Origin of the sequence: Fructobacillus durionis, assembly GCF_900112405.1 — a bacterium.
Lineage (GTDB): Bacteria > Bacillota > Bacilli > Lactobacillales > Lactobacillaceae > Fructobacillus > Fructobacillus durionis.
Genome location: NZ_FOLI01000004.1, coordinates 1 through 22,320, shown reverse-complemented (window position 1 = coordinate 22,320; position 22,320 = coordinate 1). Strand labels below are relative to the sequence as shown.

Here is a 22,320-nt window from a genome sequence, read left to right as displayed (position 1 = left end):
TTACTTACTCTTCTTACGGCCACGAATAATGAACTTCGTTGAAGCCTTCTTCGCGTTACGAGTCTTCTTACCAGCAGTCTTCTTACCCCATGGAGAAAGTGGACTTGGACGACCAACAGGGGCCTTTCCTTCACCACCACCGTGAGGGTGATCGTTAGGGTTCATAACTGATCCACGAACGTGTGGGCGCTTTCCACGCCAACGGTTACGACCAGCCTTACCCCAGTTAATCAATGAGTGTTCTGCGTTTCCAACTTCACCGATAGTTGCACGTGCAGTTTCAATAACCAAACGTACTTCACCTGAAGTCAAACGAACGATAACGTACTTACCGTCACGTCCCAAAACCTGTGCTGAAGCACCGGCTGAACGTGCCAATTGACCACCCTTACCAGGCTTCAATTCGATGTTGTGAATCAAAGTACCTTCAGGAATAGCGCTCAATGGCAAGGCATTACCGATCTTAATATCGGCATCAGGACCAGATTGAACTTTATCGCCAACCTTCAATCCCTTAGGCGCCAAGATATAGCTCTTGATTCCGTCTTCATAGACGATCAAAGCAATGTTAGCCGTACGGTTTGGATCGTATTCGATAGCCTTAACTGTTGCAGACTTAGTGTCCTTAACACGCTTGAAATCGACAATACGGTAGGCTTGCTTGTGTCCACCAGCCTTGTGGCGAACTGTCATGTGACCTTGTGAGTTACGTGCACCGGTCTTTGACTTCTTTGCCAACAAACTCTTTTCGGGCGTTGACTTCGTGATTTCTGAGAAATCAGAAGAAGTCATGTTACGACGTCCGTTTGAGGTTGGCTTATACTTCTTGATAGCCAATGTCTTATCCTCCTATTAAAATTAACCTTCGTTAAAGATTTGAATATCTTTTGAGTCAGCCTTCAAAGTAACTGTAGCCTTCTTCATCTTACGAGTGAATCCAACATAGCGACCTTGACGCTTCTTCTTTCCGCTTACGTTAGCGGTGTTCAAGTTAGCAACCTTAACGTCGAAGACTTCTTCGATTGCTCGCTTGATTTCTGGCTTAGTTGCCCGTACGTCTACTTCAAAGACATAGCGCTTCATTTCTGTTTGCGCCATTGAAGCTTCGGTAATGATTGGGCGACGGATAATATCGCGTGCATCCATTAGGCGAGACCTCCTTGGATTTCTTCGATCGCTGATTGAACAACCACCAGCTTGTCCGCGTTAACCACGTCCAAGACGTTAACACCTGCAGCAGTCATCACTTGAACGTTAGCCAAGTTACGAGCAGCGCGCAATGCGTTTTCGTTGTTTTCGTCAACGATTACCAAAGCCTTTGAGTCAACAGCCAAGTTAGCAAGAACTTGCTTGAAGTCCTTTGTCTTAGCTTCTGAAAAGGCCAAAGCGTCAACTACAACCAACTTGTTGTCAGAAAGCTTTTGTGACAAAGCTGACTTCAAGGCCAAGTTGTAGGCCTTCTTGTTAATACGGTAAGCGTATGAACGAGGAGTAGGACCGAAGACGATTCCACCACCACGCCATTGAGGTGAACGGATTGAACCTTGACGTGCTCGACCAGTACCCTTTTGCTTCCAAGGCTTACGTCCACCACCAGAAACCGCTGAACGGTTCTTAACGGCGTGCGTACCTTGACGCATTGAAGCACGTTGCATCAATACGGCTTCCGTAATCACAGCGTTGTTAGGTTCTACGGCGAATACTGCTTCGTTCAAATCCAAATCAGCAGCCTTTGAACCGTCTTGCTTTAATACAGCAACTTTAGTCATGATTGATTGTTCTCCTTTCTATTAGTTTAGTTTTCTTCTGAATCAGCAGCTGGCTTTGAACCGGCCATCTTGATTTCAGGGTGATTTGCGTTTGTCTTAACAGTTGACTTGATTGTCAACAATGACTTGTTGGCACCAGGGACATTTCCCTTCAACAACAAGAGGTTGTTTTCAACGTCAACGTGAACGATAGCGATGTTTTGCATCGTACGCTTGTTGTTACCCATGCGACCAGGCAAAAGCTTACCTGGGAATACACGGTTAATGATGGCACCCATTGAACCTGGGCGACGGTGGTAACGAGAACCGTGGCTCATAGGTCCACGTGATTGTCCAAGTTTCTTGATTGCACCTTGGAAACCGTGTCCCTTAGTAACACCGGTAACATCAACATATTCACCGGCTTGGAAAGTGTCAACAGCAATTGCATCCCCAACGCCGTATTCGCCTTCCGCATCACGGATTTCACGAATGTAGCGCTTAGGGGCTGTGTTGGCTTTTGCAACGTGGCCTTGTTCAGGTTTGTTTGACAAAATCTCGCGCTTGTCTTGGTAACCTAACTGCAAAGCGTTGTAACCATCAGTTGCTTGCGTCTTTACTTGCAAAACAACGTTTGGTGTAGCTTCAACAGCAGTCACGGCGATCAATTCACCAGATTCAGTGAAAACCTGAGTCATACCGACTTTACGGCCTAAGATACCTTTAGTCATGACTTATCTCCTTCATTTCGTCGCTAAGCTTATGCTCAGCGGGATGGTACTTAATTAGAGCTTGATTTCAATTGCAACACCTGCTGGCAATTCAAGCTTACGCAATGCGTCAACTGTCTTGTCAGTAGGGTTCACAATGTCGACCAAACGCTTGTGTGTCCGCATTTCGAACTGTTCGCGGGCATCCTTGTACTTGTGTGGTGAGCTAAGCACCGTGTACAAAGAGCGTTCAGTTGGCAATGGAATTGGGCCGGCGATTTCTGCGCCAGTCCGCTTTGCCGTTTCAACAATCTTGTCCGCTGATTGGTCCAAGATGCGGTGTTCGTATGCCTTCAAGCGGATACGGATCTTCTTTTGTGCCATTTTCTGCCTCCTCGTTGATTTTGTAAATCAGCTAACTCCGATCAAAAACCGACAACACATGTTGTGTTTGCGCGCCCATGGCAACGCGGCCGCGCGTGTCGCAACCTTAATCATCATCGCTAAACGTTGATACACCAGTCTTTTTAGGGGGTTTGCATCGGCAACCCCAAAAGGCGTACTTGAATATAATAGCAGAAAAACCCTTGGTATACAAGGGTTTTTCAGTATTTTCTATTAAATTTTCGATTAATTTATGACAGAACTTTTATTGAATATCTACTGCTATTTTACCATGAGTTTCTCAATATTTTTTACTGCTTCCCCAACTTAAACTCCAAAAAGGCATCATTATATTTCTGAGTCCAATATTGGTTAAAGTTTTGGTAAACCTGCAGCTTGTCTAAAATACTTTGCTTTGGGTAGAAGGCTTGCTCAGACTTCACTGAGTTTGGAAGTAACTGATAGGCCTTCTGGTTTGGTGTGGCATAGCCAATGTACTCGGCGTTCTTTGCAGCCACTTCCGGACGGTTCAGATAGTTAATCAATGCATAGGCCGCCTTCTTGTGCTTAGCGGACTTCGGGATGACCAAGTTATCTAACCAGAGATTAGAACCGTCTTCCGGCACCGTGTAGGCCAGGTCCGAGTTCTTTTCCATGGCGTTCTTAGCCTCACCAGAATAGGTCACGGCGATGTTCGCCTCCCCCTGGGCCATGTAAAGCTTTAACTCATCCCCCACAATCGCCTTCACGTTTGGCATCAGAGAAGATAACTTTCCCTGTGCCGCCGCTAGGTCCGCTGTGTTCTGATCATTAACGGACTTGCCTTGGGATATCAAAGTCATCCCCAAAATATCACGGGCAGAATCCACCAACAGCAATTGGTGCCGGTACTTGCTTGACCAGATGGAGGACCAGTCCTTTAGGTCAGAACCATTCACGACTTTTTTATTGTAGAGAATACCCAGTGTTCCCCAGAAGTAAGGAACCGAATACTGATTGCCCTTATCAAAGGACTGGTTCAGAAACTGCTTATTCAGATTATCCATCCCCGTCAGCTGACTCTTATCGAGCTTGGCCAATAGGCCACCATTCTTGAGCTTGGACACCATGTAATCAGACGGAACAGCCAAATCAAAGTTCGTTCCACCCTGCTTAATCTTGGTGTACATCGCCTCGTTGGAATCAAAGGTCTGATAGTTTACCTTGTAGCCAGTCTCCTTGGTGAAGTCCTTTAGGATACTTGGGTCGATGTAGTCCCCCCAGTTATAGAAGGTTAAGGTGTCCTTGCTGGATGAACTGTCCTGATTACGAGAGGCCGAAAGCCCCCATTGCAGTCCAAGCAAAACCAAAATCAATAGAAAGACACCGGAAAAAGTCATCAGAATTTTTTTCATTTAACTTTCTCCTTTATCTTATTTGCTTTCTGCCCCTTGTGTCGCTGGCCGTAGGCATAGTAACCCAACACCAGGACAAAGGCCACAAAGAGCATCAAAGTAGATAGCGCGTTGATTTCGAGCGAAACACCGCGACGGGCGCGGGAGTAAACTTCAACCGCTAGCGTTGAAAAGCCATTACCGGTAACAAAGAAAGTCACGGCAAAGTCATCCAAGGAATAGGTCAAAGCCATGAAAAATCCAGCAAAGATTCCCGGTGAGATAACAGGCAGCGTGACTTTCGTCAGTACCTCCGTCGGCGTGGCGCCCAAATCCTGAGCGGCCAAGACCAGGTCCCGGTTCATTTCCTGCAGCTTAGGCAAAACCATCAAGACCACAATTGGAATTGAAAAGGCAACGTGGGCGAGCAATACCGTAAAGAATCCAAGCTGCAAGCCCAGAGCCGTCATCAAAATCAGGAAAGAAGCCCCAATAATGACATCAGGTGAAACCAGCAAGACGTTGTTCAAACCCAAGAGGGACTGCTTCAACAACTTACGTGGTGTTCGGTAAATGGCTAAGGCACCGATTGTTCCAATGGCAGTCGCAATCAGAGACGACGTGAGTGCTAGTACCAGTGTGCCCAGCACAATCTGCAACAGGCGGGTATCCTGCCAGAGTTCCTGGTAGTGAACCCAGGAAAAACCTTCAAAAGTCTGCATTGTCTCCCCTGAGTTAAAGGAGTAAACAACCAAAAAGAGAATGGGTGCGTACAAAAGGAAGAAACAGAAGGTCAACCATGAGCGTTGAATGATTTTCATTTGCGGCGACCTCCCTTCTTCTTTCGGTCAGATGTTAAGGCCATGGTCAAAGCCATGGCAATAATGAGCACGACCCCAATGGTCGACCCAAAGGACCAGTTCTGTGTAACTAAGAAATGTTCCTCAATGGCCGTTCCCAGCGTAATGACTTTATTACCACCAATCAGACGGGTAATCATAAAGAGTGAAAGGCTGGGGATAAAGACGGTCTGAACACCGGTTTTTACACCGGGCATTGATAAGGGCCAAATGACTTTTTTAAGCGTTTGCCAGCGGGAAGCACCCAAATCCCTCGACGCCGCTGGCAGCAGCGGGTCGATATCCAGGAGGGCGTTGTAGATTGGCAGCACCATGAAGGGCAACTCAATATAGGCAGCAACCAGCAGGAAGGCCCCGTTTGTAAAGAGCAGCTGACTAGGGCCAAAGCCCATGCCGGTGATGGTCTGGTTTAAGAGTCCACCCTTTCCAAGTAGCCCGATAAAGGCGTAGGTCTTCAAGAGCAGGTTAATCCAGGTTGGCAAAATGACCAAAAGCAACCAGAGTTGCCGGTGCTTTAGGGTCGTCAAGACCAAGGCCAGCGGATAGGCAATCGCCAGTGTCACCACCGTAATCAAAAAGGCGTACCAGACGGAGTTCACTGTCATGGCCAAGTAGGGGCCAGACGTAAAGAAGTCCTTGTAGTTAACCAGCGAGAACCCATGCCCCGGCACGTTGACCGATTGAATCAGCAGCAATAGCATTGGTGCCACAACGAAGGCCAGCAACCAAAGGCCGTAGACACCCAAGTAAGCCTCGGTGTAACGTTTCTTAATCCGATTCATGAGTACCCTCCCCTGAACCGGCTGCCTCAGCATTGTCCTCTTCATAGGCTTCCAAGCGAGCGTCGAACTCTTCTTCTGATTCGTCGTAGCGCATGATGTGGATGTCTTCCGGGTCAAAAGTCAGGCCAACTCGTTCACCAATTTTAGCCGGATTCGTGACCTGAACCTGCCAGATGTTCAAATCATCGTCCTGAGCCATGATTTCGTAGTAATCACCACGGAAGGACTGGTTTTTAATGGTCACGACCAGCTTTCCCTCTTCAGGTGTGGTGAAATCCAAGTCTTCGGGACGCAAAACGACTTCAACCTGCTCGTTTGGTCGCATGCCAGCATCCACGTTTTCAAAGTCCTTACCGACAAAGTGGACGAGGTAGTCAGACTTCATGATGCCGGGCACAATGTTCGATTCCCCGATGAAATTGGCAACAAAGTTGTTAACGGGTTCATCGTATATATCTTCAGGTGTTCCCTGCTGCTGGATGACACCGTCGTTCATGACGAAGATCCAATCTGACATGGCCAACGCTTCTTCCTGATCGTGGGTAACGAAAACAAAGGTGATGCCCAAACGGCGTTGAATGGTCCGCAGTTCAGTCTGCAAGACCTTACGCAACTTGTAATCCAAGGCTGACAAAGGCTCATCCAGTAAAAGCAGCTCTGGGTCGTTGGCCAAAGCACGGGCAATGGCCACACGCTGCTGCTGGCCACCAGAAAGCTCGTTAATATCGCGGTTTTCGTAACCAGAGAGTTTCACTAAAGAAAGCATCTCTTTCACCTTTTCTTCAATCAAAGGCTCGGCCATCTTCTTCAAACGGGGGCCGAAGGCCACGTTATCGTAAACGTTCATGTTTGGAAAAAGAGAGTAGTTTTGGAAGACAGTGTTCACACGGCGCTTCTCAGCAGGTAAGTCGTTGATGACCTTACCGTCAAAAACCACCTGTCCAGCGGAGGGTTGCAACTGGCCGGAAATCAGCTTCAAAATCGTCGATTTTCCAGAACCAGATGGTCCCAAAAGGGTGTAAAACTGGCCAGAATCCAGTGATAAATCAATGTTCTTCAAGACCTCTGTCTCTCCGAATGATAAGGCAACCTGCTTAAATTCTAGAATCTTCTCGCTTGCTTGCATACCTGTTCTCCATTTCATTCAGTCTTTCTATTTTACAACGGTAACCCTGCAGCGTATAGCCTTTTCCCTCGTTTTTTCCTGAACGGTCTAGCCCGACTTTTCTAATGTTTTTAGGCAAAAGAAAAACCAGACTAGTAAACTAGTCTGGTTATCAATTAAGGGGTAGGAATTAAGCTTCCTTACCTTGTGCCTTAACGATTTCTTCTTGAACGTTCTTAGGAACGGCCTGGTAGTGGTCGAAGACCATCTGGAACGTTCCACGTCCTTGCGTAGCTGAACGCAAAGTCGTTGCATATCCGAACATTTCTGACAATGGAACCTGAGCCTTAACAGCCAAAACAGGTCCACGGTTTTCTTGTCCTTCAATCAAACCACGACGTGCTGAGACGTGTCCCATAACATCACCAAGGTTTTCTTCAGGAACAACGATGTCAACGGCCATGATTGGCTCCAAGATAACTGCACCAGCAGTCTTGGCAGCTTCCTTCAATGCCAATGAAGCGGCAATCTTAAAGGCAGCTTCAGAAGAATCGACATCGTGGTAAGAACCATCGTACAACTTGGCCTTCAAGTCAACCAATGGGAAGCCAGCAACAGGACCAGCGTTCAAAGCATCCTTCAAACCTGCTTCAACTGAAGGGATGTATTCACGAGGAACAACACCACCGACGATGGCGTCTTCGAATTCGAATCCGGCACCTTCTTCGTTTGGTGAGAATTCGATCCAAACATCACCATACTGTCCCTTACCACCTGACTGACGCTTGAAGAATCCACGGGCCTTAACGTCCTTAGTGAATGCTTCACGGTAAGCAACTTGAGGGGCACCAACTTGGGCTTCAACGTTGAATTCACGCTTCATACGATCAACCATGATGTCCAACTGCAATTCACCCATTCCGGCGATCAACGTGTCACCAGTTTCCTGGTTCGTTGTAGCACGGAATGAAGGATCTTCTTCAGCAAGCTTCTGCAAAGCAGTAGCCAACTTGTCTTGATCGGCCTTCGTCTTTGGTTCGATGGCCAATTCGATAACTGGTTCTGGGAATTCCATTGATTCAAGAATCAATGGGTGGGCAGTATCAGTCAATGAATCACCAGTAGTAGTGTTCTTCAAACCGATAGCAGCGGCGATATCACCAGAGAAGACTTCTTCGATTTCAGTACGTGAAGTAGCGTGCATTTGGAGCAAACGTCCAACACGTTCACGTGAGTCTGAAGAAGTGTTTTGTACGTATGAACCGGCCTTCAATGAACCAGTATAAACACGCATAAATGTCAAACGTCCAACGAATGGATCAGTCATGATCTTAAATGCCAAGGCCGCGAATGGCTTTGAGTCATCGGCGATCAAGTCAACTTCTTCATCAGTCTTTGGATCAGTTGCCACGTATGGGCGAACTTCCAATGGTGATGGCAAGTAGTCAACAACGGCATCCAACATCATTTGAACACCCTTATCCTTGTAGGCTGAACCTGCAAGAACTGGGTAGAATTCAAGTGCCAAAGTGGCACGACGGATAGCTGCCTTCAATTCGTCAACTGAAATTTCTTCACCTTCAAGGTACTTGTCCATCAAGGCTTCATCGACATCAGCAACAGCTTCAATCAACTTTTCACGACGTTCAGCAACGATATCCTTGTATTCGTCAGGAATTGGCTTTGGTTCCCAAGTTGAACCAAGTTCATCAGTTGGGTAGTAAGCTTCTTCCTTAATCAAATCAATAACACCGGCGAAGTCATCTTCGGCACCAATTGGCCATTGGATGGCTTCGGCGTTAACGCGAAGACGTTCGTGCATTGATTCAACTGACATTGCAAAGTCAGCACCCAACTTATCCATCTTGTTAACGAAGACGATACGTGGAACGTTATAAGTTGTGGCTTGGTGCCAAACAGTTTCGGTCTGTGGTTCAACACCAGCAGCACCATCCAATACGGCTACGGCACCATCCAAAACACGGAGGGCACGTTCAACTTCGATAGTGAAGTCCACGTGACCTGGGGTATCGATGATGTTAACACGGAAAGGATCTTTTTCATATTGGTCAGTGAACCCACGCCATACGGCAGTAGTAGCGGCTGACTGAATCGTAATTCCACGTTCCTTTTCCTGGTCCATGAAATCCATTTGTGAAGCACCATCGTGTGTTTCACCAATCTTGTGGATTTTACCAGTATAGTACAAGATACGCTCAGTCGTAGTCGTCTTACCAGCATCGATGTGGGCCATGATACCAATGTTACGAGTACGGTTAAGCGGATATTCACGCTTTGCCATTGTGATCTCCTAATTTTTTTCGTTTATTGCAATAAAAAGCGACCTAGGTTCAGTTCGCTTTTTAAAAAAAGTATTCATTGCTAAGAAGCAATCGGTCAGCAAGCTAACCGGTAAATCCTACCAACGGTAGTGTGCAAAGGCACGGTTGGCTTCAGCCATCTTGTGCGTGTCTTCGCGCTTCTTAACTGATGCACCGTTTTCGTTGGCTGCATCGATGATTTCCTTGGCCAAACGTTCGTCCATTGTGTGTTCGTTACGCAAACGTGCGTAGTTAACCAACCAACGGAGTCCCAAAGTCGTACGACGGTCTGGGCGAACTTCGATAGGCACCTGGTAGTTAGATCCACCAACACGGCGGGCCTTAACTTCCAATACTGGCATGATGTTTTCCATTGCTTGTTCGAAAACTTCCAATGGTTCGTTACCAGTTGTTTCCTTGATACGGTCGAACGCATCGTACAAGATTGTAGATGCAGTTCCACGCTTACCATCGACCATCAACTTGTTGATCAAACGGGAAACTAGCTTTGAATTGTAAATTGGGTCAGGCAAAACTTCCTGACGCTTTGTATAACCTTTACGTGGCATGAGTTTTCCTTTCCTTATTACTTCTTAGGAGCTTTCGTTCCATACTTAGAACGTGATGTCATACGGCCGTCAACACCGGCAGTATCAAGCGCACCACGGATAACGTGATAACGCACACCAGGCAAATCCTTAACACGACCACCACGGATCAAGACAACAGAGTGTTCTTGCAAGTTGTGACCGATACCTGGGATGTAAGCAGTAACTTCGTACAAGTTTGACAAACGTACACGAGCGTACTTACGCAAGGCTGAGTTAGGCTTCTTTGGTGTCAAAGTTCCAACACGGGTAGCAACCCCACGCTTTTGTGGCGCAGCATTCTTAGTTGCTTTCTTCTTCATTGAGTTGTAGCCGAAGTTCAAAGCGGGTGAGTTTGACTTAGTCGCTTGAGACTTACGAGACTTACGAACCAATTGGTTAATTGTAGGCATCCTACTATTCTCCTTCGTTTCTTTTCACAGTTCCAGGTGTATCATTTTTGTCATTAAACAAAAGTGCTCCCGGAAGTCCTGCTTAGACTTGCCTTTACACCGCCCTTTGTCGCAACAATAGCGACATTCAGAGCATATGTCTTAAAAGCACGTCAAATATAATAACAGTTTCTAGGGTAAAGTCAAGGGATTTTACCGGCTTTTTGAGCAAAAAAATCTTAAGAATTATTAATGGAAAAGTCGACAACTCTTGCCAACTTTCTTCGTATAACTTGGCATGAAAGAAATATTATTAATTATCACACAATTTACGCTCGCTTCATTCATTTGCTGTTTAGCAGATCGGGCAATATCAGGACAGGCTCTTTGGACAAGCCGCTCCTATTGTTTTAACTGTGGTCATCCCCTCGCCTGGTATGATCTCATTCCTTTACTATCCGCTCCAATATTGAAGTTTCGCTGTCGTAACTGTGGCCAAGTCTTTACCTCAGTTTCGGAGTGGCTTTTCTTCGAAGGACTCTTTCCCCTTTTGATGCTAACCATCCCCTTTCAATGGTCTGCTGCCTACTTCCTCCACTTCTTCCTATTCTTCTTAGCTAGGGAAGACAGTCAAAAAGAGCGAGCACACACCGATATGGTCTGGCTACTTATTCCCTACTTCCTATTTTTCAATGATGGAATATCACATGACGAACCAGTATTCATTCTGCTCAAAGTTTTCTTTCTTCTACTAAACTTTCCTCTAATTTATTTACGAAAAATGGGCGTTGGCGATTTTCCCGTCTTTGTTTTGGCCGCAGTTATGTTTGACGGAGAAGCTTTTACCAACTTCATTTTCGCCTCTACTTTTTCGACATTAATTTGCGTTCCTTTAATGATAAAGAAAAGGAAAATACCTTTTCTTCCTTTTCTCTTATTTTCATGGATAATAACAGAGTTGATTTAATGAGAATAAAAATATTTTTATTAAAATGTTGACATTTAATTTTAATCTTAGTATAGTTAAGACAACCAATCGAGGAGAATTGATTATGACTACTACAAAGCAATCAACTCAATTGAATAACGTCATTGTGATTAGCATTATCATTATTTGATAAATGCTGGTCACCTTTTTAGCTGCCAGCAAAGACAACACCGGCTGGCAGCCCTCTTTTTTCGTATTAACCACGACTTTAGACCAACGCCAGCTGCCTGGCGTTTTTTTATTGGCATGAACGAATTTTCGGAGGAAGTAACAATGGATGCAACATTAACAAAGGCGGATACGCGCCCGCAAGAACCTGCGCAAGAAAAGAAGAAGTCAGCGGTATACGCTGTTTCACAAGGTGTCTCATACGCCATCTTGTCCGTTTTGGGAATGGGCCTCTTGCTCAGCTCCCTTGGTAACATCTTGCACTTGCCTGCCTTGGTGCAGGCCGGTGCCATGGGTCAAAAGATGTTGGCCCCAGCCCTTGGGGTCGGCGTTGCCATGGCCTTGGACTCAACCGTTTTGACAACCGGTGCCGCATTGATTGCCGCAACGGTTGGATCAAACGCCGTTTACTTTGCTAGCACAGCCGTTGCGAACACACACACTGCGACCCACTGGGCAGCCAACCAACCAGCTGGTTCAATCATCATGACTTCTGGTCAGCCAGTTTCAGCCGTTTTGGCAGCCGTTGTTGCCGTTTTGGTTGGTAACTACTTGACTGGTAAGACAGCCTTGGACATGCTTTTGGTGCCATTCGCAGCCGTTTTGACTGGTACATTAACTGGTTTGGTTGCTGCTACTTATACAACGCCTTTCTTGAACTGGATCTCAGAAAAGTTGGCTGACACAATGTCAGTGAACCCATTCTTAGGAGCCTTCATCGTTTCCTTCTTCTGGTTCGCCTTCTTGATGACCCCTGCTTCATCTGCCGCTCTTGCCATCGCCGTTATGTTGGACCCACTTTCAGGTGGAGCCGCATTGGTTGGAACAACTGCCGCTTTCGTTATGTATACGGTTATGGGTTACACGCAAAACGATTTGGGTGCTAACGTTGCCCAAACAATCGTTACCCCTAAGGTTCAATTTGCCAACATGTTGAAGAGCCCATTACTCTTCTTCGGTCCAGCCCTTATCGCTGGTGTTTCTGCCATGGTTGCCGTTGGTGTCTTCGAATTGAAGGTTCCTTACGCCATCGCCGGTCTTGGATTGAACTCATTGATTGCCCCATTGGCATTGCTTGGTACTAACGTACACGCTTTGATGCTTGTTATGGTCTTCGGTGTTCTTGTACCTGGTGTTGCCGCTTGGTTCTTCTACTTCTTCTTGAAGAAGGCAGGATTAACTAAGGAAAACGACCTTCACCTTGATATGATGTAAAAATAAAAAGAACTCGCCTTGGCGGGTTCTTTTTTTATGCAGTAAAAAAGTCTTGGAAGCATTCTTCCAAGACTTTTCTTATTTAATCATTTAATTAGTTACTGACTTTTTCGGCTTCCTTTTGTACCTTCAAGGTAATCTTACCCTTCGTGGCACCAATCGTTACCATGTCAGCAGTCGTGATTTCACCAGATAGCAAAGCTTCTGACAACTTATCTTCGATTTCAGTCTGGATCAAACGGCGGACTGGACGGGCACCGTATTCACGGTCGTACCCTTCCTTGGCGATGGCCTGAACGGCCGCCTTTGTAATCTTAATTTTTACGCCCTGTTCAGCCACACGCTCCAAGAGGGACTTGGATAGCAAGCGAACAATTTGTTCAACCTCTGGCTCTTCCAGAGCATCGAAGACAAGTACCTCGTCAATTCGGTTCACGAATTCAGGACGGAAGGTTTCCTTAACCGTCTCACGAATCTTGTTAGCCACGGCCTCGTTGTTTTTCGCCAAGTCAACGGAACCAAAGCCAACCGTCTTTTCATCACGCAAACGGGTTGCCCCAAGATTTGAAGTCATGATGATAATGGTATTTCGGAAGTTGACGCGACGTCCCTTGGCATCCGTCAAGAATCCATCGTCAAAGACCTGCAGCATCAAGTTGTAGATGTCCTTGTTGGCCTTTTCCAACTCATCCAAAAGAATGATTGAGTATGGGTGCTTGCGGACCTGTTCAGTCAATTGACCACCCTGGTCATAACCAACGTAGCCAGGCGCTGAACCAATCAAGCGGGAAGCAGAATACTGCTCTTGGTACTCGGACATATCGATTCGAATCATGTTGTCTTCAGAACCGAAAACCAGTTCAGCCAATGCCTTGGCCAACTCCGTCTTTCCAACACCAGTTGGTCCAAGAAAGAGGAAAGTGCCCATTGGCCGCTTAGGGTCAGCTAAGCCGGAGCGGGAACGACGGATGGCACGGGCAACGGCAGATACCGCATCCTTTTGGCCAATCACGCGCTTACCCAATTCCTTTTCCAAGTTCATCAACTGGTCGGATTCGCTTTCTTGAACCTGAGTCAAAGGGACCCCAGTCTGTTCAGAGATAACATCGGCAATGTCTTCCGGCGTGACTTTCATTTGATAAGAAGCCTGCTTGGCTTCCTTCTTCTGTGCCCGAACCATGGCCTTGTCAATCTTCTGACGGAGGGCGATTTCTTTCAAGCGCAAATCGGCAGCCAGTTCAAAGTCCATCTCAGCGATGGCCGCATCCTTGTCTTTGACAATTTCTGCCAAATCAGCACGGTCGTTGTGCACCGGTGTTGCTCGGTCCACGGCATCGATTTGGACTTTGGCAGCCGCTTCATCCATCAGGTCAATGGCCTTGTCTGGTAGGAAGCGGGCCGTGATGTAGCGGGCTGACAGCTTAACCGCTGCTTCGACAGCAGCATCTTCAATGTTGACCCGGTGGTAGCTTTCAAACTTTGGACGAATTCCCTTCAGAATGGCAATCGCTTCTTCGGTTGAGGGTTCGTTAACCGTGACTTTGGCAAAACGACGTTCCAAAGCGGCATCGGATTCAATCGATTGCTGGTATTCATCAAAAGTCGTCGCCCCAAGCATCTGCAAATCACCACGGGCCAAAGCCGGCTTCAGGATGTTAGCTGCGTCAATCGCACCTTCCGCTCCTCCGGCCCCGACAAGCGTATGAAGCTCATCCACGAACAAGATAACCTGGCCGTCCGCCTCGATTTCATCGATAATCTGCTTCAACCGAGCTTCGAATTCGCCTCGGTACTTGGTCCCAGCGACCAAAGAACCCATGTCTAAGACCATCAGGCGTTTGTGCTTCAGGTTATCAGGCACTTGTCCTTTGACAATTCGCTGGGCCAATCCCTCAGCAATGGCAGTCTTTCCAACCCCCGGCTCGCCAACCAAAACGGGGTTGTTCTTTGTACGACGTGACAAAATCTGGACGACACGACGAACTTCGTTGTCACGGCCGATAACGGGATCCAAGTGCTCTGTTCGAGCAACCTGGGTCAAGTCACGCCCCAGCTTATCCAAGGTAGGTGTGCCTTCGATTGGCTTTTGGTGTGGCTTTGCCCGCTTCAACTGCTTACGCAAGTCAGAAATACCCAGACGACGGAGAATAGCCTTCTGCAGGTCAGTCAAATTAACATCAAGTGCCAACAAAACACGACCGGCCAAAATACTCTGGTCCTGGATCAAAGCCAACAGAATTAACTCCGTGCCGATTTCCTGCTGGCCGAGCGTCTCTGCCTGTTCCCTTGCCCAGTTCAAAACAGAGCCAGCTTTTGGTGAGTAGGGCAAGTAGAGGTCAGGGTCAAAGTTCTGCTGGACCCCAAAGCCCGTGTAGTGCTCGATTTCTTCTTGCACATCCTTGGCCGTAACGGAGAATTCGGAAAGAATCTTTCCAGCAACTCCCTGTCGTTCCATAGCTAGTGCGAGAAGCAGATGTTCCGTCCCAACGGCTAAGTGGCGGAAATACTTGGCTTGGTCCTGGGCAATTGCCAGGACAGTCTTTGCTGAATTTGTATATTGATCTGCCATATTCTGCTCCTTTTTTACTTTAATACGTCTTCTAATTGGCTACTATTATAACGCAGTCCGGCCCCTTCATAAAGGGAGACGTAAAAAGCAGGGGAATATCCCCTGCTTTTTCTTAATCTGGATTCTTTAATGATAATTGCCATTGCAAGTAGGCGTTAATGAATGGATCCAAGTCCCCATCCAAAACATCCTGTGGCTGGTTGGTTTCGTAACCCGTACGGTGGTCTTTGACCATCTGGTAGGGGTGCAAAACGTAAGAACGAATCTGGGATCCCCAGCCGTTCTCCTTCTTTTCACCAGCCAAGGCAGCACGTTCGGCTTCCTTCTTTTCCAACTCAAGCTGGTACAACTTGGCCTTCAAAAGTCGCATGGCGTAATCACGGTTACCGTATTGTGTACGTTCAACCGTTGATGACACAACGATACCCGTTGGTTCGTGGGTCAAACGGACACCAGTTGAAACCTTGTTGACGTTCTGTCCACCGGCTCCACCGGAACGGAAGACATCCATCTTAATATCATCATCACGCACTTCAACTTCAATTGAGTCATCCAATTCTGGCATGACATCAACGGAAACGAAAGAGGTATGACGACGTCCGGCTGAATCAAATGGTGAGATACGAACGAAACGGTGAACACCCTTTTCTGAACGTAAGAAACCATAGGCGTTGTGACCAGAAATCTTCAATGTCGCTGAATCAATTCCGGCTTCATCACCGGCGCTGTAGTTCAAGACGTCGACTTTGAAGTCATGGGCATTGGCCCAACGAGTGTACATACGGTAGAGCTTTTCGCCCCAATCCGTTGATTCCGTCCCACCAGAACCTGGATGAATTTCCAAGATGGCGTTATTAGCATCGTACTCACCCGTCAACAACTGTTCCAAGTTATAAGCTTGAACGGCATCGTTTGTCTTTTCGACAAGGTTACCCAATTCTTCTGCAGAATCAGCATCCTCAGGATCATCGTTAACGATTTCAATCAACATTTCGATTTCATCAGCGGCTTCGCCAAGGGCTAAGAATGAATCACGACGTTTCTTCAAGACGTTCGTTTCATCAATCACACCCTGAGCCTTTTGCTGGTCATCCCAGAAACCCGGTTCGGTCATCTGGTTTTCAAAGTCAGCGATTTCTTCCGTTAAGGCATCTAAATCCAATGTTTTTTCAAAGCGAGCAACTTCTTCGCGAATTGCCGCCAGTGCCTGTTTGGCTGCCACTACTTCCATGGCGATCCTCCCATAAGAAAAGCGAACTCATCGTTCGCTTTATCCTTCATTACTTAAGCTGACATGTTGGTGCGAATCTCGGCCTTCATGAAGGTACGAGTTGCATCGTATTCGATATCAGCAATCATTTTGTTAAAGTTTTCAAAGGCTTCGTTTTGATATTCAACCAATGGGTTCAACTGTCCGTATCCACGGAGTCCAACTCCCTGACGCAAACGGTCAAGGGCATCGATATGGTCCGTCCAGTGTTGGTCGACAGCTCGAAGGATGACAACTCGTTCGAAGGCCAACAGTTGGTCAGCATCGTACAAGTCCTTCTTCTTGTCTTCCATGTTTTCTTTGGCAATCTCATAGAGCTTGTCCTTAATCTCATCACGGTTCAAGTTTTGCAAACGCACTGAACCGTGCTTTGGTGAGGTCAAAGATGACTCAATGAACTTGTTAATAGCATCCAAGTGCCACTTTTCGGAATCCTTACCTGGTGTTTGCGCATCAACCACACGGTCGATGGTGCGCTTAACCATTGGCATCAAAACGTTATCCAAAGACTTCTTTTCATCCAAGACTTGGTCACGTTCACGGTAAATCAATTCACGTTGTTCACGGACAACATCATCATACTGCAAGACGTTCTTACGAGTATCGTAGTTGTTTCCTTCAACACGCTTCTGAGCTGATTCAACCGAACGAGTAATCCAACGGTGGGTAATCACTGTGTCTTCATCGTCCATGTTCATGCGTTGCAATAGCGCACGGACTTTTTCGGCACCGAAACGAATCATCAAGTCATCTTGCAAAGACAAGTAGAACTGTGAGAATCCGTGGTCACCCTGACGACCGGCACGTCCACGCAACTGGTTATCGATACGACGTGATTCGTGTCGTTCCGTTGCAATGACAGCCAAGCCACCAAGTTCATCAATACCAGGGCCCAACTTGATGTCGGTTCCACGACCAGCCATGTTGGTGGCAACCGTAACGGCACCCTTTTGACCAGCGTTGGCAATGATTTCGGCTTCTTTTTCGTTGTTCTTGGCGTTCAACACGTTGTGAGGAATGTTGTGCGCCGTCAACAACTTATCAACCAATTCAGAAGATTCAACTGATCCAGTTCCCAAAAGAACGGGTTGTCCCTTCTTGTGCAATTCAGCAACACGCTGAACCACCGCGTTATACTTGGCCTTCAATGATGGATACAAGAGGTCAGGCATGTCGACACGTTGAATTGGACGGTTGGTTGGAATTTCGATAACTTCCATGTTGTAGATTTCAAGAAGTTCTTCTTCTTCCGTCTTAGCCGTACCAGTCATACCAGACAACTTCTTGTACATACGGAAGAGGTTCTGGTAAGTGATTTGGGCCATCGACTTGTTTTCTTCTTTAATCTCAACGCCTTCCTTGGCTTCAATCGCCTGGTGCAAACCATCAGACAAACGGGTACCTTCAGAAATACGTCCAGTTGATTGGTCAATCAACTTTACTTCACCGTCTTGCACAACGTAATCCTTGTCGCGCAAGTAGTTGAAGTTGGCACGGAGTGCTTGATCAATGTGATGAGTCAAGGCCGTGTTTTCACTATCGTAGATGTTATCCAAGTTGAAGAAGACTTCAGCGTTCTTGATACCTTCAGGCGTCAAAGAAGTGTTCTTTGCTTCTTCATCGACTTTATAATCCTCGTCGCGCGTCAAAGTCTTAACAAAACGGTCAACACGTTGGTAGAGTGGTGAAATTCCTGAACCAGGTCCAGAAATAATCAAAGGCGTACGGGCCGTATCAATCAAAATTGAATCCGCTTCATCAATCAAAGCGTAGTTCAAGCCACGTTGCATGACGCGGTCTTCGGCACGGGTCACCATGTTATCACGCAAGTAATCGAAACCGATGTTGAAGTTCGTTGAGTAAGTGATGTCAGCGTCGTAAGCAGCACGCTTCTTTTCAGGTGAATCGTCACCAACGTTGATACCAACAGAAAGGCCCAACCAGTTGTAAAGTTGTCCCATCTGCTCGGCATCACGCTTTGACAAGTAGTCGTTAACCGTGACAACGTGAACACCGTTGCCAGCCAAGGCGTTTAAGTAAACCGCCATCGTGGCCGTCAAAGTCTTACCTTCACCAGTCTTCATTTCGGCGATGTTACCACCGTGCAAAACGATGGCACCCATAACCTGCACGTGGTAAGGGTAAAGTCCAAGCACACGCTTGGCCCCTTCACGGGCAACGGCAAAGGCTTCTGGCAAAAGTTCATCAAGAACCTTGGCCGTTGCCTTTTGCTGTTCCTTTTCAGTCTTAACACCAGCTAAGGCCTTTTGGATACGAATTTGGAATTCTGGGGTCTTCTTTTGCAAGGCCTCATCGGACATAGCAGCCATTTGCTCAGAGAGAGCTTCAACTTGGTTAGCTACCTTGTCAATTTTCTTTAATTTGTGCTTGGAGTTATCAACAAGCTTACGAATTGGATTTGCCATCGAATGTTCGGTACCTAGTTTTCTAGATACGCCCCTTTCATTAAAGTTATTAATGTCAAAATTATTTTAGAAACTAAGTCTAATTATAGCAAAAAAAGCTTGAAAAGGACAGATAGCAGCTAGTCCAATTACAAGCTTTTTAAAAGCGTAATTTTAGTGGTGAGGCGTCTTGTTCAACTTTTCTTGACCGCCCATGTAAGGACGCAAAACTTCAGGAATTGTAACCGTTCCATCTTCGTTTTGGTAGTTTTCCAAGATGGCCGCAACCGTACGACCAACAGCCAATCCTGAACCGTTCAACGTGTGAACCAATTCAAGCTTTCCTTCGTCGTTACGGTAGGTGATGTGCATACGACGGGCTTGGAAGTCGCGGGTGTTTGAACATGAAGAGATTTCACGGTAAACGTTTTGGGCTGGAATCCAAACTTCAACATCGTGTGTCTTAGCAGCTGAGAAGCCCATGTCCCCAGTTGACAAAGTGATGATGTGGTAAGGCAAACCAAGCTTTTCCAAAATGTTGGCAGCGTTGTTTGTCATGATTTCCAATTCGCTGTCTGAATCTTCAGGCTTAGCGAACTTCACCATTTCCACCTTGTTAAACTGGTGCAAACGAATCAAACCACGGGTGTCACGTCCAGCGGCACCGGCTTCCTTACGGAATGATGGTGACAAGGCAGTGAATGAGATTGGCAAATCTTCGGCTGGCAAAGTCTCGCCTGAGTAGTAGTTAGTCAAAGGCACTTCAGCCGTTGGAATGTAAGTTTGATCAAGGTCACGAACACGGTAGGCATCATCCTTAAACTTAGGGTACTGACCAGTTCCAAACATCGCTGAATCGTTAACAACGATTGGGGTAATCATTTCCGTGTAGCCTTCCTTACGGTGTTCGTCCAACATAAAGTTGTACACGGCACGTTCCAAACGGGCGCCATCACCAACGTAGTAAAGGAAACGGGCACCTGAAACCTTGGCGCCACGTTCGAAGTCCAAAATACCCAAGTCTTCACCGATTTCATAGTGAGGCTTCAACCAGGCAGGTGCTTCAGTCAAAGCGTGAACACGACCTTCATAGTCTGTTGGTTCCCACTTACGCATTTCAATGTTCGCTGATTCATCAGGACCAACAGGCACATCTGCTTCAGCAATGTTTGGCAAGTGAGCAGCGGCTTCTTGTACTTCGGCATCCAAATCGGCCAAAGTTTGGTCCATTTCCTTAATTTCTTTAGCAACCTTTTGCATTTCTGCAATGGCTTCGCTAGCATCTTCCTTTTGACGCTTTGCAAAGGCAATCTTGTCAGAAGCTTCATTACGCTTTGCCTTCATCTCTTCGACTTTGGCAATCAAGGCACGGCGTTCTTCATCCTTAGCAAGCAATGCTTCTAAAGCACCAGCTTCAACACCGCGGTCCTGCAACTGCTTTGCAGCAGTTTCCTTGTTCTTACGTAAATACTTCAAATCAAGCATAATAATCTCCTTTTATATAAAAAGCGCCTTTTCATCCGACAAAAGTCAGGGACGAAAAAGACGCAATCCGTGGTACCACCCAGTTTCTGCATATACATGCAGCACTCATTTTCCGATAACGGTGGGACCCGAGCGGCATTGCCCGCTAAACGTGACTCATTGGAGTTTCAGCCTGGTAGCTTACAGCGACCGCTACCTTTCTGAACTGGCTTACTTATGATGAGCTCTTGCCTATATTCTATGCTAGAAAGTAGCTTTTGACAAGTAAAAACTAAAAGAAAGCACAAAAAAAGCCGACCGAAGTCGACTGATGATGGGCCATCCTGGATTCGAACCAGGGACCTCTGCGTTATCAACACAGCGCTCTAACCAACTGAGCTAATGGCCCATAAGCGAATGACGGGAATCGAACCCGCATAGCCAGCTTGGAAGGCTGGAATTCTACCATTGAACTACATTCGCATTATTTTTCCCTAAGGGTCTCCCCTATGGCGCTGGACGGAATCGAACCGCCGACACATGCAGCTTCAATGCATTGCTCTACCAACTGAGCTACAGAGCCATCTCTTTTATTTCCTAAAAGAAAACGGTCACAACGGGGTTCGAACCCGTGATCTCCTGCGTGACAGGCAGGCGTCCTAACCAGCTAGACCATGCGACCAATTGCGGGAGTAGGATTTGAACCTACGACCTTCGGGTTATGGGCCCGACGAGCTACCGAACTGCTCCATCCCGCGATAATATTAATTGTATTGTGGGGCTTGCGCCCTAAGGAGGATGAGGGATTCGAACCCTCGCGCCGGTTTCCCGACCTGACGGTTTTCAAGACCGTTCCCTTCAGCCAGACTTGGGTAATCCTCCGAAATATATGTGGTCATGGACCATGTTGGACTCGAACCAACGACCGGACGGTTATGAGCCGTCTGCTCTAACCAACTGAGCTAATGGTCCGGTACGAGTCTATCGCGGCAGGGGGAATCGAACCCTCGACCTCTCGGGTATGAACCGAACGCTCTAGCCAGCTGAGCTACACCGCGATTCCGCTGTTTCCAGCCATCGGGACGACAGGATTCGAACCTGCGACCCCCTGCTCCCAAAGCAGGTGCTCTACCAAGCTGAGCTACGTCCCGTTCCTTTTTAAGACCTGAGTCTTGTCTTCTGGAAGAAGACGATGCACCTAGCAGGAGTCGAACCTGCAACCTTCTGATTCGTAGTCAGACACTCTATCCAATTGCGCTATAGGTGCATAATATGCCGGCGACCGGGATCGAACCGGTACGATGTTTCCATCGCAGGATTTTAAGTCCTGTGCGTCTGCCTATTCCGCCACGCCGGCATCCAAGCGAACAACGGGATTCGAACCCGCGACCCCCACCATGGCAAGGTGATGTTCTACCTCTGAACTATGTTCGCATAATATGCCGACTAAAGGATTCGAACCTTCGACCCCCGCTTTACAAGAGCGGTGCTCTACCAGCTGAGCTAAGTCGGCTGGATGTTGCCCGACGCGGCGCTTTTGACCTTAGTCAATGGACGATACAGGGATCGAACCTGTGACCCCCTGCTTGTAAGGCAGGTGCTCTCCCAGCTGAGCTAATCGTCCAAAATAAAAACGAGTCTCCTCGTTTTCTATGTACAGGCATCGCATCGTCCTATCCTCGCAGCCAGCGTTCCGGCAACTACTTTTGGCGCTAAAGAGCTTAACTTCTGTGTTCGAGATGGGAACAGGTGGTTCCTCTTTGCCATCGACACGACACCTTTTGAGCTTTTACACTCAAAACTAAATAATCCTTACTTCTCTTTTTCCTTAAACAAACCACTCATTTGACTCTTTGGTTAAGTCCTCGACCGATTAGTACTAGTCCGCTCCATGCCTCACAGCACTTTCACTTCTAGCCTATCTACCTCATCATCTCTGAGGGGTCTTACTCTATTAATTAGATGGGAAATCTCATCTC

Annotated in this window: 18 protein-coding genes, 14 tRNA genes and 2 rRNA genes; 2 read left to right on the top strand and 32 right to left on the bottom strand. The window is 47.1% G+C overall.

Annotated elements, in window-relative coordinates; genetic code table 11:
• The 12 genes from rplB to rpsL all read right to left on the bottom strand — a co-directional run bounded on the left by rplB (position 1) and on the right by rpsL (position 10,283).
• Positions 1-837: a 50S ribosomal protein L2 gene (gene rplB / locus BMZ93_RS04130; RefSeq protein ID WP_091502480.1), complete on the bottom strand. Its 837-nt coding sequence runs from the start codon at positions 835-837 to the stop codon at positions 1-3.
• 21 nt (positions 838-858) lie between these two features.
• On the bottom strand, positions 859-1,146 hold the full coding sequence (gene rplW / locus BMZ93_RS04125) for a 50S ribosomal protein L23 (RefSeq protein ID WP_091502479.1): 288 nt from the start codon (positions 1,144-1,146) through the stop codon (positions 859-861).
• Entirely contained in the window at positions 1,146-1,769 is a 624-nt protein-coding gene (rplD, locus tag BMZ93_RS04120) for a 50S ribosomal protein L4 (RefSeq protein ID WP_091502477.1), read from the bottom strand. Before rplD ends, rplW begins: the two co-directional genes overlap by 1 nt.
• A 26-nt stretch (positions 1,770-1,795) precedes the next feature.
• Positions 1,796-2,479: a 50S ribosomal protein L3 gene (gene rplC, locus BMZ93_RS04115; RefSeq protein WP_091502475.1), complete on the bottom strand. Its 684-nt coding sequence runs from the start codon at positions 2,477-2,479 to the stop codon at positions 1,796-1,798.
• A gap of 54 nt (positions 2,480-2,533) precedes the next feature.
• Positions 2,534-2,842, bottom strand: a complete 309-nt coding sequence (gene rpsJ, locus BMZ93_RS04110; RefSeq protein ID WP_010691177.1) for a 30S ribosomal protein S10 — start codon at positions 2,840-2,842, stop codon at positions 2,534-2,536.
• Positions 2,843-3,153: 311 nt separating this feature from the next.
• Positions 3,154-4,236 carry an ABC transporter substrate-binding protein gene (locus tag BMZ93_RS04105; RefSeq protein WP_091502474.1) on the bottom strand — a complete coding sequence of 361 codons (1,083 nt, stop codon included), beginning with the start codon at positions 4,234-4,236 and terminating at the stop codon, positions 3,154-3,156.
• Positions 4,233-5,036: an ABC transporter permease gene (locus BMZ93_RS04100; protein ID WP_091502471.1), complete on the bottom strand. Its 804-nt coding sequence runs from the start codon at positions 5,034-5,036 to the stop codon at positions 4,233-4,235. The genes BMZ93_RS04105 and BMZ93_RS04100 overlap by 4 nt, the downstream gene beginning before the upstream one ends.
• The gene (locus BMZ93_RS04095; RefSeq protein ID WP_091502469.1) at positions 5,033-5,857 is read right to left on the bottom strand and encodes an ABC transporter permease; all 825 of its coding nucleotides are present in this window, start codon (positions 5,855-5,857) and stop codon (positions 5,033-5,035) included. Before BMZ93_RS04095 ends, BMZ93_RS04100 begins: the two co-directional genes overlap by 4 nt.
• The gene (locus tag BMZ93_RS04090) at positions 5,844-6,983 is read right to left on the bottom strand and encodes an ABC transporter ATP-binding protein (RefSeq protein WP_091502467.1); all 1,140 of its coding nucleotides are present in this window, start codon (positions 6,981-6,983) and stop codon (positions 5,844-5,846) included. Before BMZ93_RS04090 ends, BMZ93_RS04095 begins: the two co-directional genes overlap by 14 nt.
• Positions 6,984-7,152: 169 nt before the next feature.
• On the bottom strand, positions 7,153-9,264 hold the full coding sequence (fusA, locus tag BMZ93_RS04085) for an elongation factor G (protein WP_091502465.1): 2,112 nt from the start codon (positions 9,262-9,264) through the stop codon (positions 7,153-7,155).
• Positions 9,265-9,381: 117 nt separating this feature from the next.
• Positions 9,382-9,852: a 30S ribosomal protein S7 gene (gene rpsG, locus BMZ93_RS04080; protein ID WP_091502463.1), complete on the bottom strand. Its 471-nt coding sequence runs from the start codon at positions 9,850-9,852 to the stop codon at positions 9,382-9,384.
• 17 nt (positions 9,853-9,869) lie between these two features.
• Entirely contained in the window at positions 9,870-10,283 is a 414-nt protein-coding gene (rpsL, locus tag BMZ93_RS04075; RefSeq protein WP_091502461.1) for a 30S ribosomal protein S12, read from the bottom strand.
• A gap of 277 nt (positions 10,284-10,560) precedes the next feature.
• Between rpsL and BMZ93_RS06705 the strand changes: the two genes are divergently transcribed.
• Both BMZ93_RS06705 and BMZ93_RS04065 read left to right on the top strand, forming a co-directional pair.
• On the top strand, positions 10,561-11,229 hold the full coding sequence (locus tag BMZ93_RS06705) for a prepilin peptidase (RefSeq protein WP_091502458.1): 669 nt from the start codon (positions 10,561-10,563) through the stop codon (positions 11,227-11,229).
• A 294-nt stretch (positions 11,230-11,523) separates the two neighbouring features.
• Positions 11,524-12,633, top strand: coding sequence for a PTS sugar transporter subunit IIC (locus BMZ93_RS04065; RefSeq protein ID WP_091502456.1), 1,110 nt, complete (start codon positions 11,524-11,526; stop codon positions 12,631-12,633).
• Between the two features lie 94 nt (positions 12,634-12,727).
• Here BMZ93_RS04065 and BMZ93_RS04060 read toward each other — a convergent pair whose 3' ends face one another.
• The 20 genes from BMZ93_RS04060 to BMZ93_RS03965 form a co-directional block, all read right to left on the bottom strand.
• Positions 12,728-15,202, bottom strand: coding sequence for an ATP-dependent Clp protease ATP-binding subunit (locus BMZ93_RS04060; protein WP_091502454.1), 2,475 nt, complete (start codon positions 15,200-15,202; stop codon positions 12,728-12,730).
• 112 nt (positions 15,203-15,314) lie between these two features.
• Positions 15,315-16,433, bottom strand: a complete 1,119-nt coding sequence (gene prfB, locus BMZ93_RS04055) for a peptide chain release factor 2 (RefSeq protein WP_091502452.1) — start codon at positions 16,431-16,433, stop codon at positions 15,315-15,317.
• Between the two features lie 53 nt (positions 16,434-16,486).
• Positions 16,487-18,898 carry a preprotein translocase subunit SecA gene (gene secA, locus BMZ93_RS04050; RefSeq protein ID WP_091502450.1) on the bottom strand — a complete coding sequence of 804 codons (2,412 nt, stop codon included), beginning with the start codon at positions 18,896-18,898 and terminating at the stop codon, positions 16,487-16,489.
• A gap of 153 nt (positions 18,899-19,051) precedes the next feature.
• Positions 19,052-20,362 (bottom strand): serine--tRNA ligase, encoded by a 1,311-nt coding sequence (gene serS, locus BMZ93_RS04045; protein ID WP_091502447.1) that lies wholly within the window; start codon positions 20,360-20,362, stop codon positions 19,052-19,054.
• A 314-nt stretch (positions 20,363-20,676) separates the two neighbouring features.
• Positions 20,677-20,750, bottom strand: a tRNA-Ile gene (locus tag BMZ93_RS04040).
• Positions 20,751-20,753: 3 nt separating this feature from the next.
• Positions 20,754-20,824 (bottom strand) — tRNA-Gly (locus tag BMZ93_RS04035).
• Positions 20,825-20,851: 27 nt separating this feature from the next.
• Positions 20,852-20,924: transfer RNA gene (locus BMZ93_RS04030), tRNA-Phe, on the bottom strand.
• Between the two features lie 25 nt (positions 20,925-20,949).
• Positions 20,950-21,023, bottom strand: a tRNA-Asp gene (locus tag BMZ93_RS04025).
• A 2-nt stretch (positions 21,024-21,025) separates the two neighbouring features.
• Positions 21,026-21,099, bottom strand: a tRNA-Met gene (locus tag BMZ93_RS04020).
• A gap of 34 nt (positions 21,100-21,133) precedes the next feature.
• A tRNA-Ser gene (locus BMZ93_RS04015) sits at positions 21,134-21,223 on the bottom strand.
• Between the two features lie 16 nt (positions 21,224-21,239).
• Positions 21,240-21,313 (bottom strand) — tRNA-Ile (locus tag BMZ93_RS04010).
• A 12-nt stretch (positions 21,314-21,325) separates the two neighbouring features.
• A tRNA-Met gene (locus BMZ93_RS04005) sits at positions 21,326-21,399 on the bottom strand.
• 19 nt (positions 21,400-21,418) lie between these two features.
• Positions 21,419-21,492 (bottom strand) — tRNA-Pro (locus BMZ93_RS04000).
• 42 nt (positions 21,493-21,534) lie between these two features.
• Positions 21,535-21,608, bottom strand: a tRNA-Arg gene (locus BMZ93_RS03995).
• A 6-nt stretch (positions 21,609-21,614) separates the two neighbouring features.
• Positions 21,615-21,698 (bottom strand) — tRNA-Leu (locus tag BMZ93_RS03990).
• Between the two features lie 5 nt (positions 21,699-21,703).
• A tRNA-Gly gene (locus BMZ93_RS03985) sits at positions 21,704-21,775 on the bottom strand.
• Between the two features lie 6 nt (positions 21,776-21,781).
• A tRNA-Thr gene (locus BMZ93_RS03980) sits at positions 21,782-21,854 on the bottom strand.
• 38 nt (positions 21,855-21,892) lie between these two features.
• Positions 21,893-21,965 (bottom strand) — tRNA-Val (locus tag BMZ93_RS03975).
• Between the two features lie 36 nt (positions 21,966-22,001).
• A 5S ribosomal RNA gene (rrf, locus tag BMZ93_RS03970) occupies positions 22,002-22,118 on the bottom strand.
• A gap of 76 nt (positions 22,119-22,194) precedes the next feature.
• Positions 22,195-22,320 (bottom strand): 23S ribosomal RNA (locus tag BMZ93_RS03965); the annotation flags it as partial.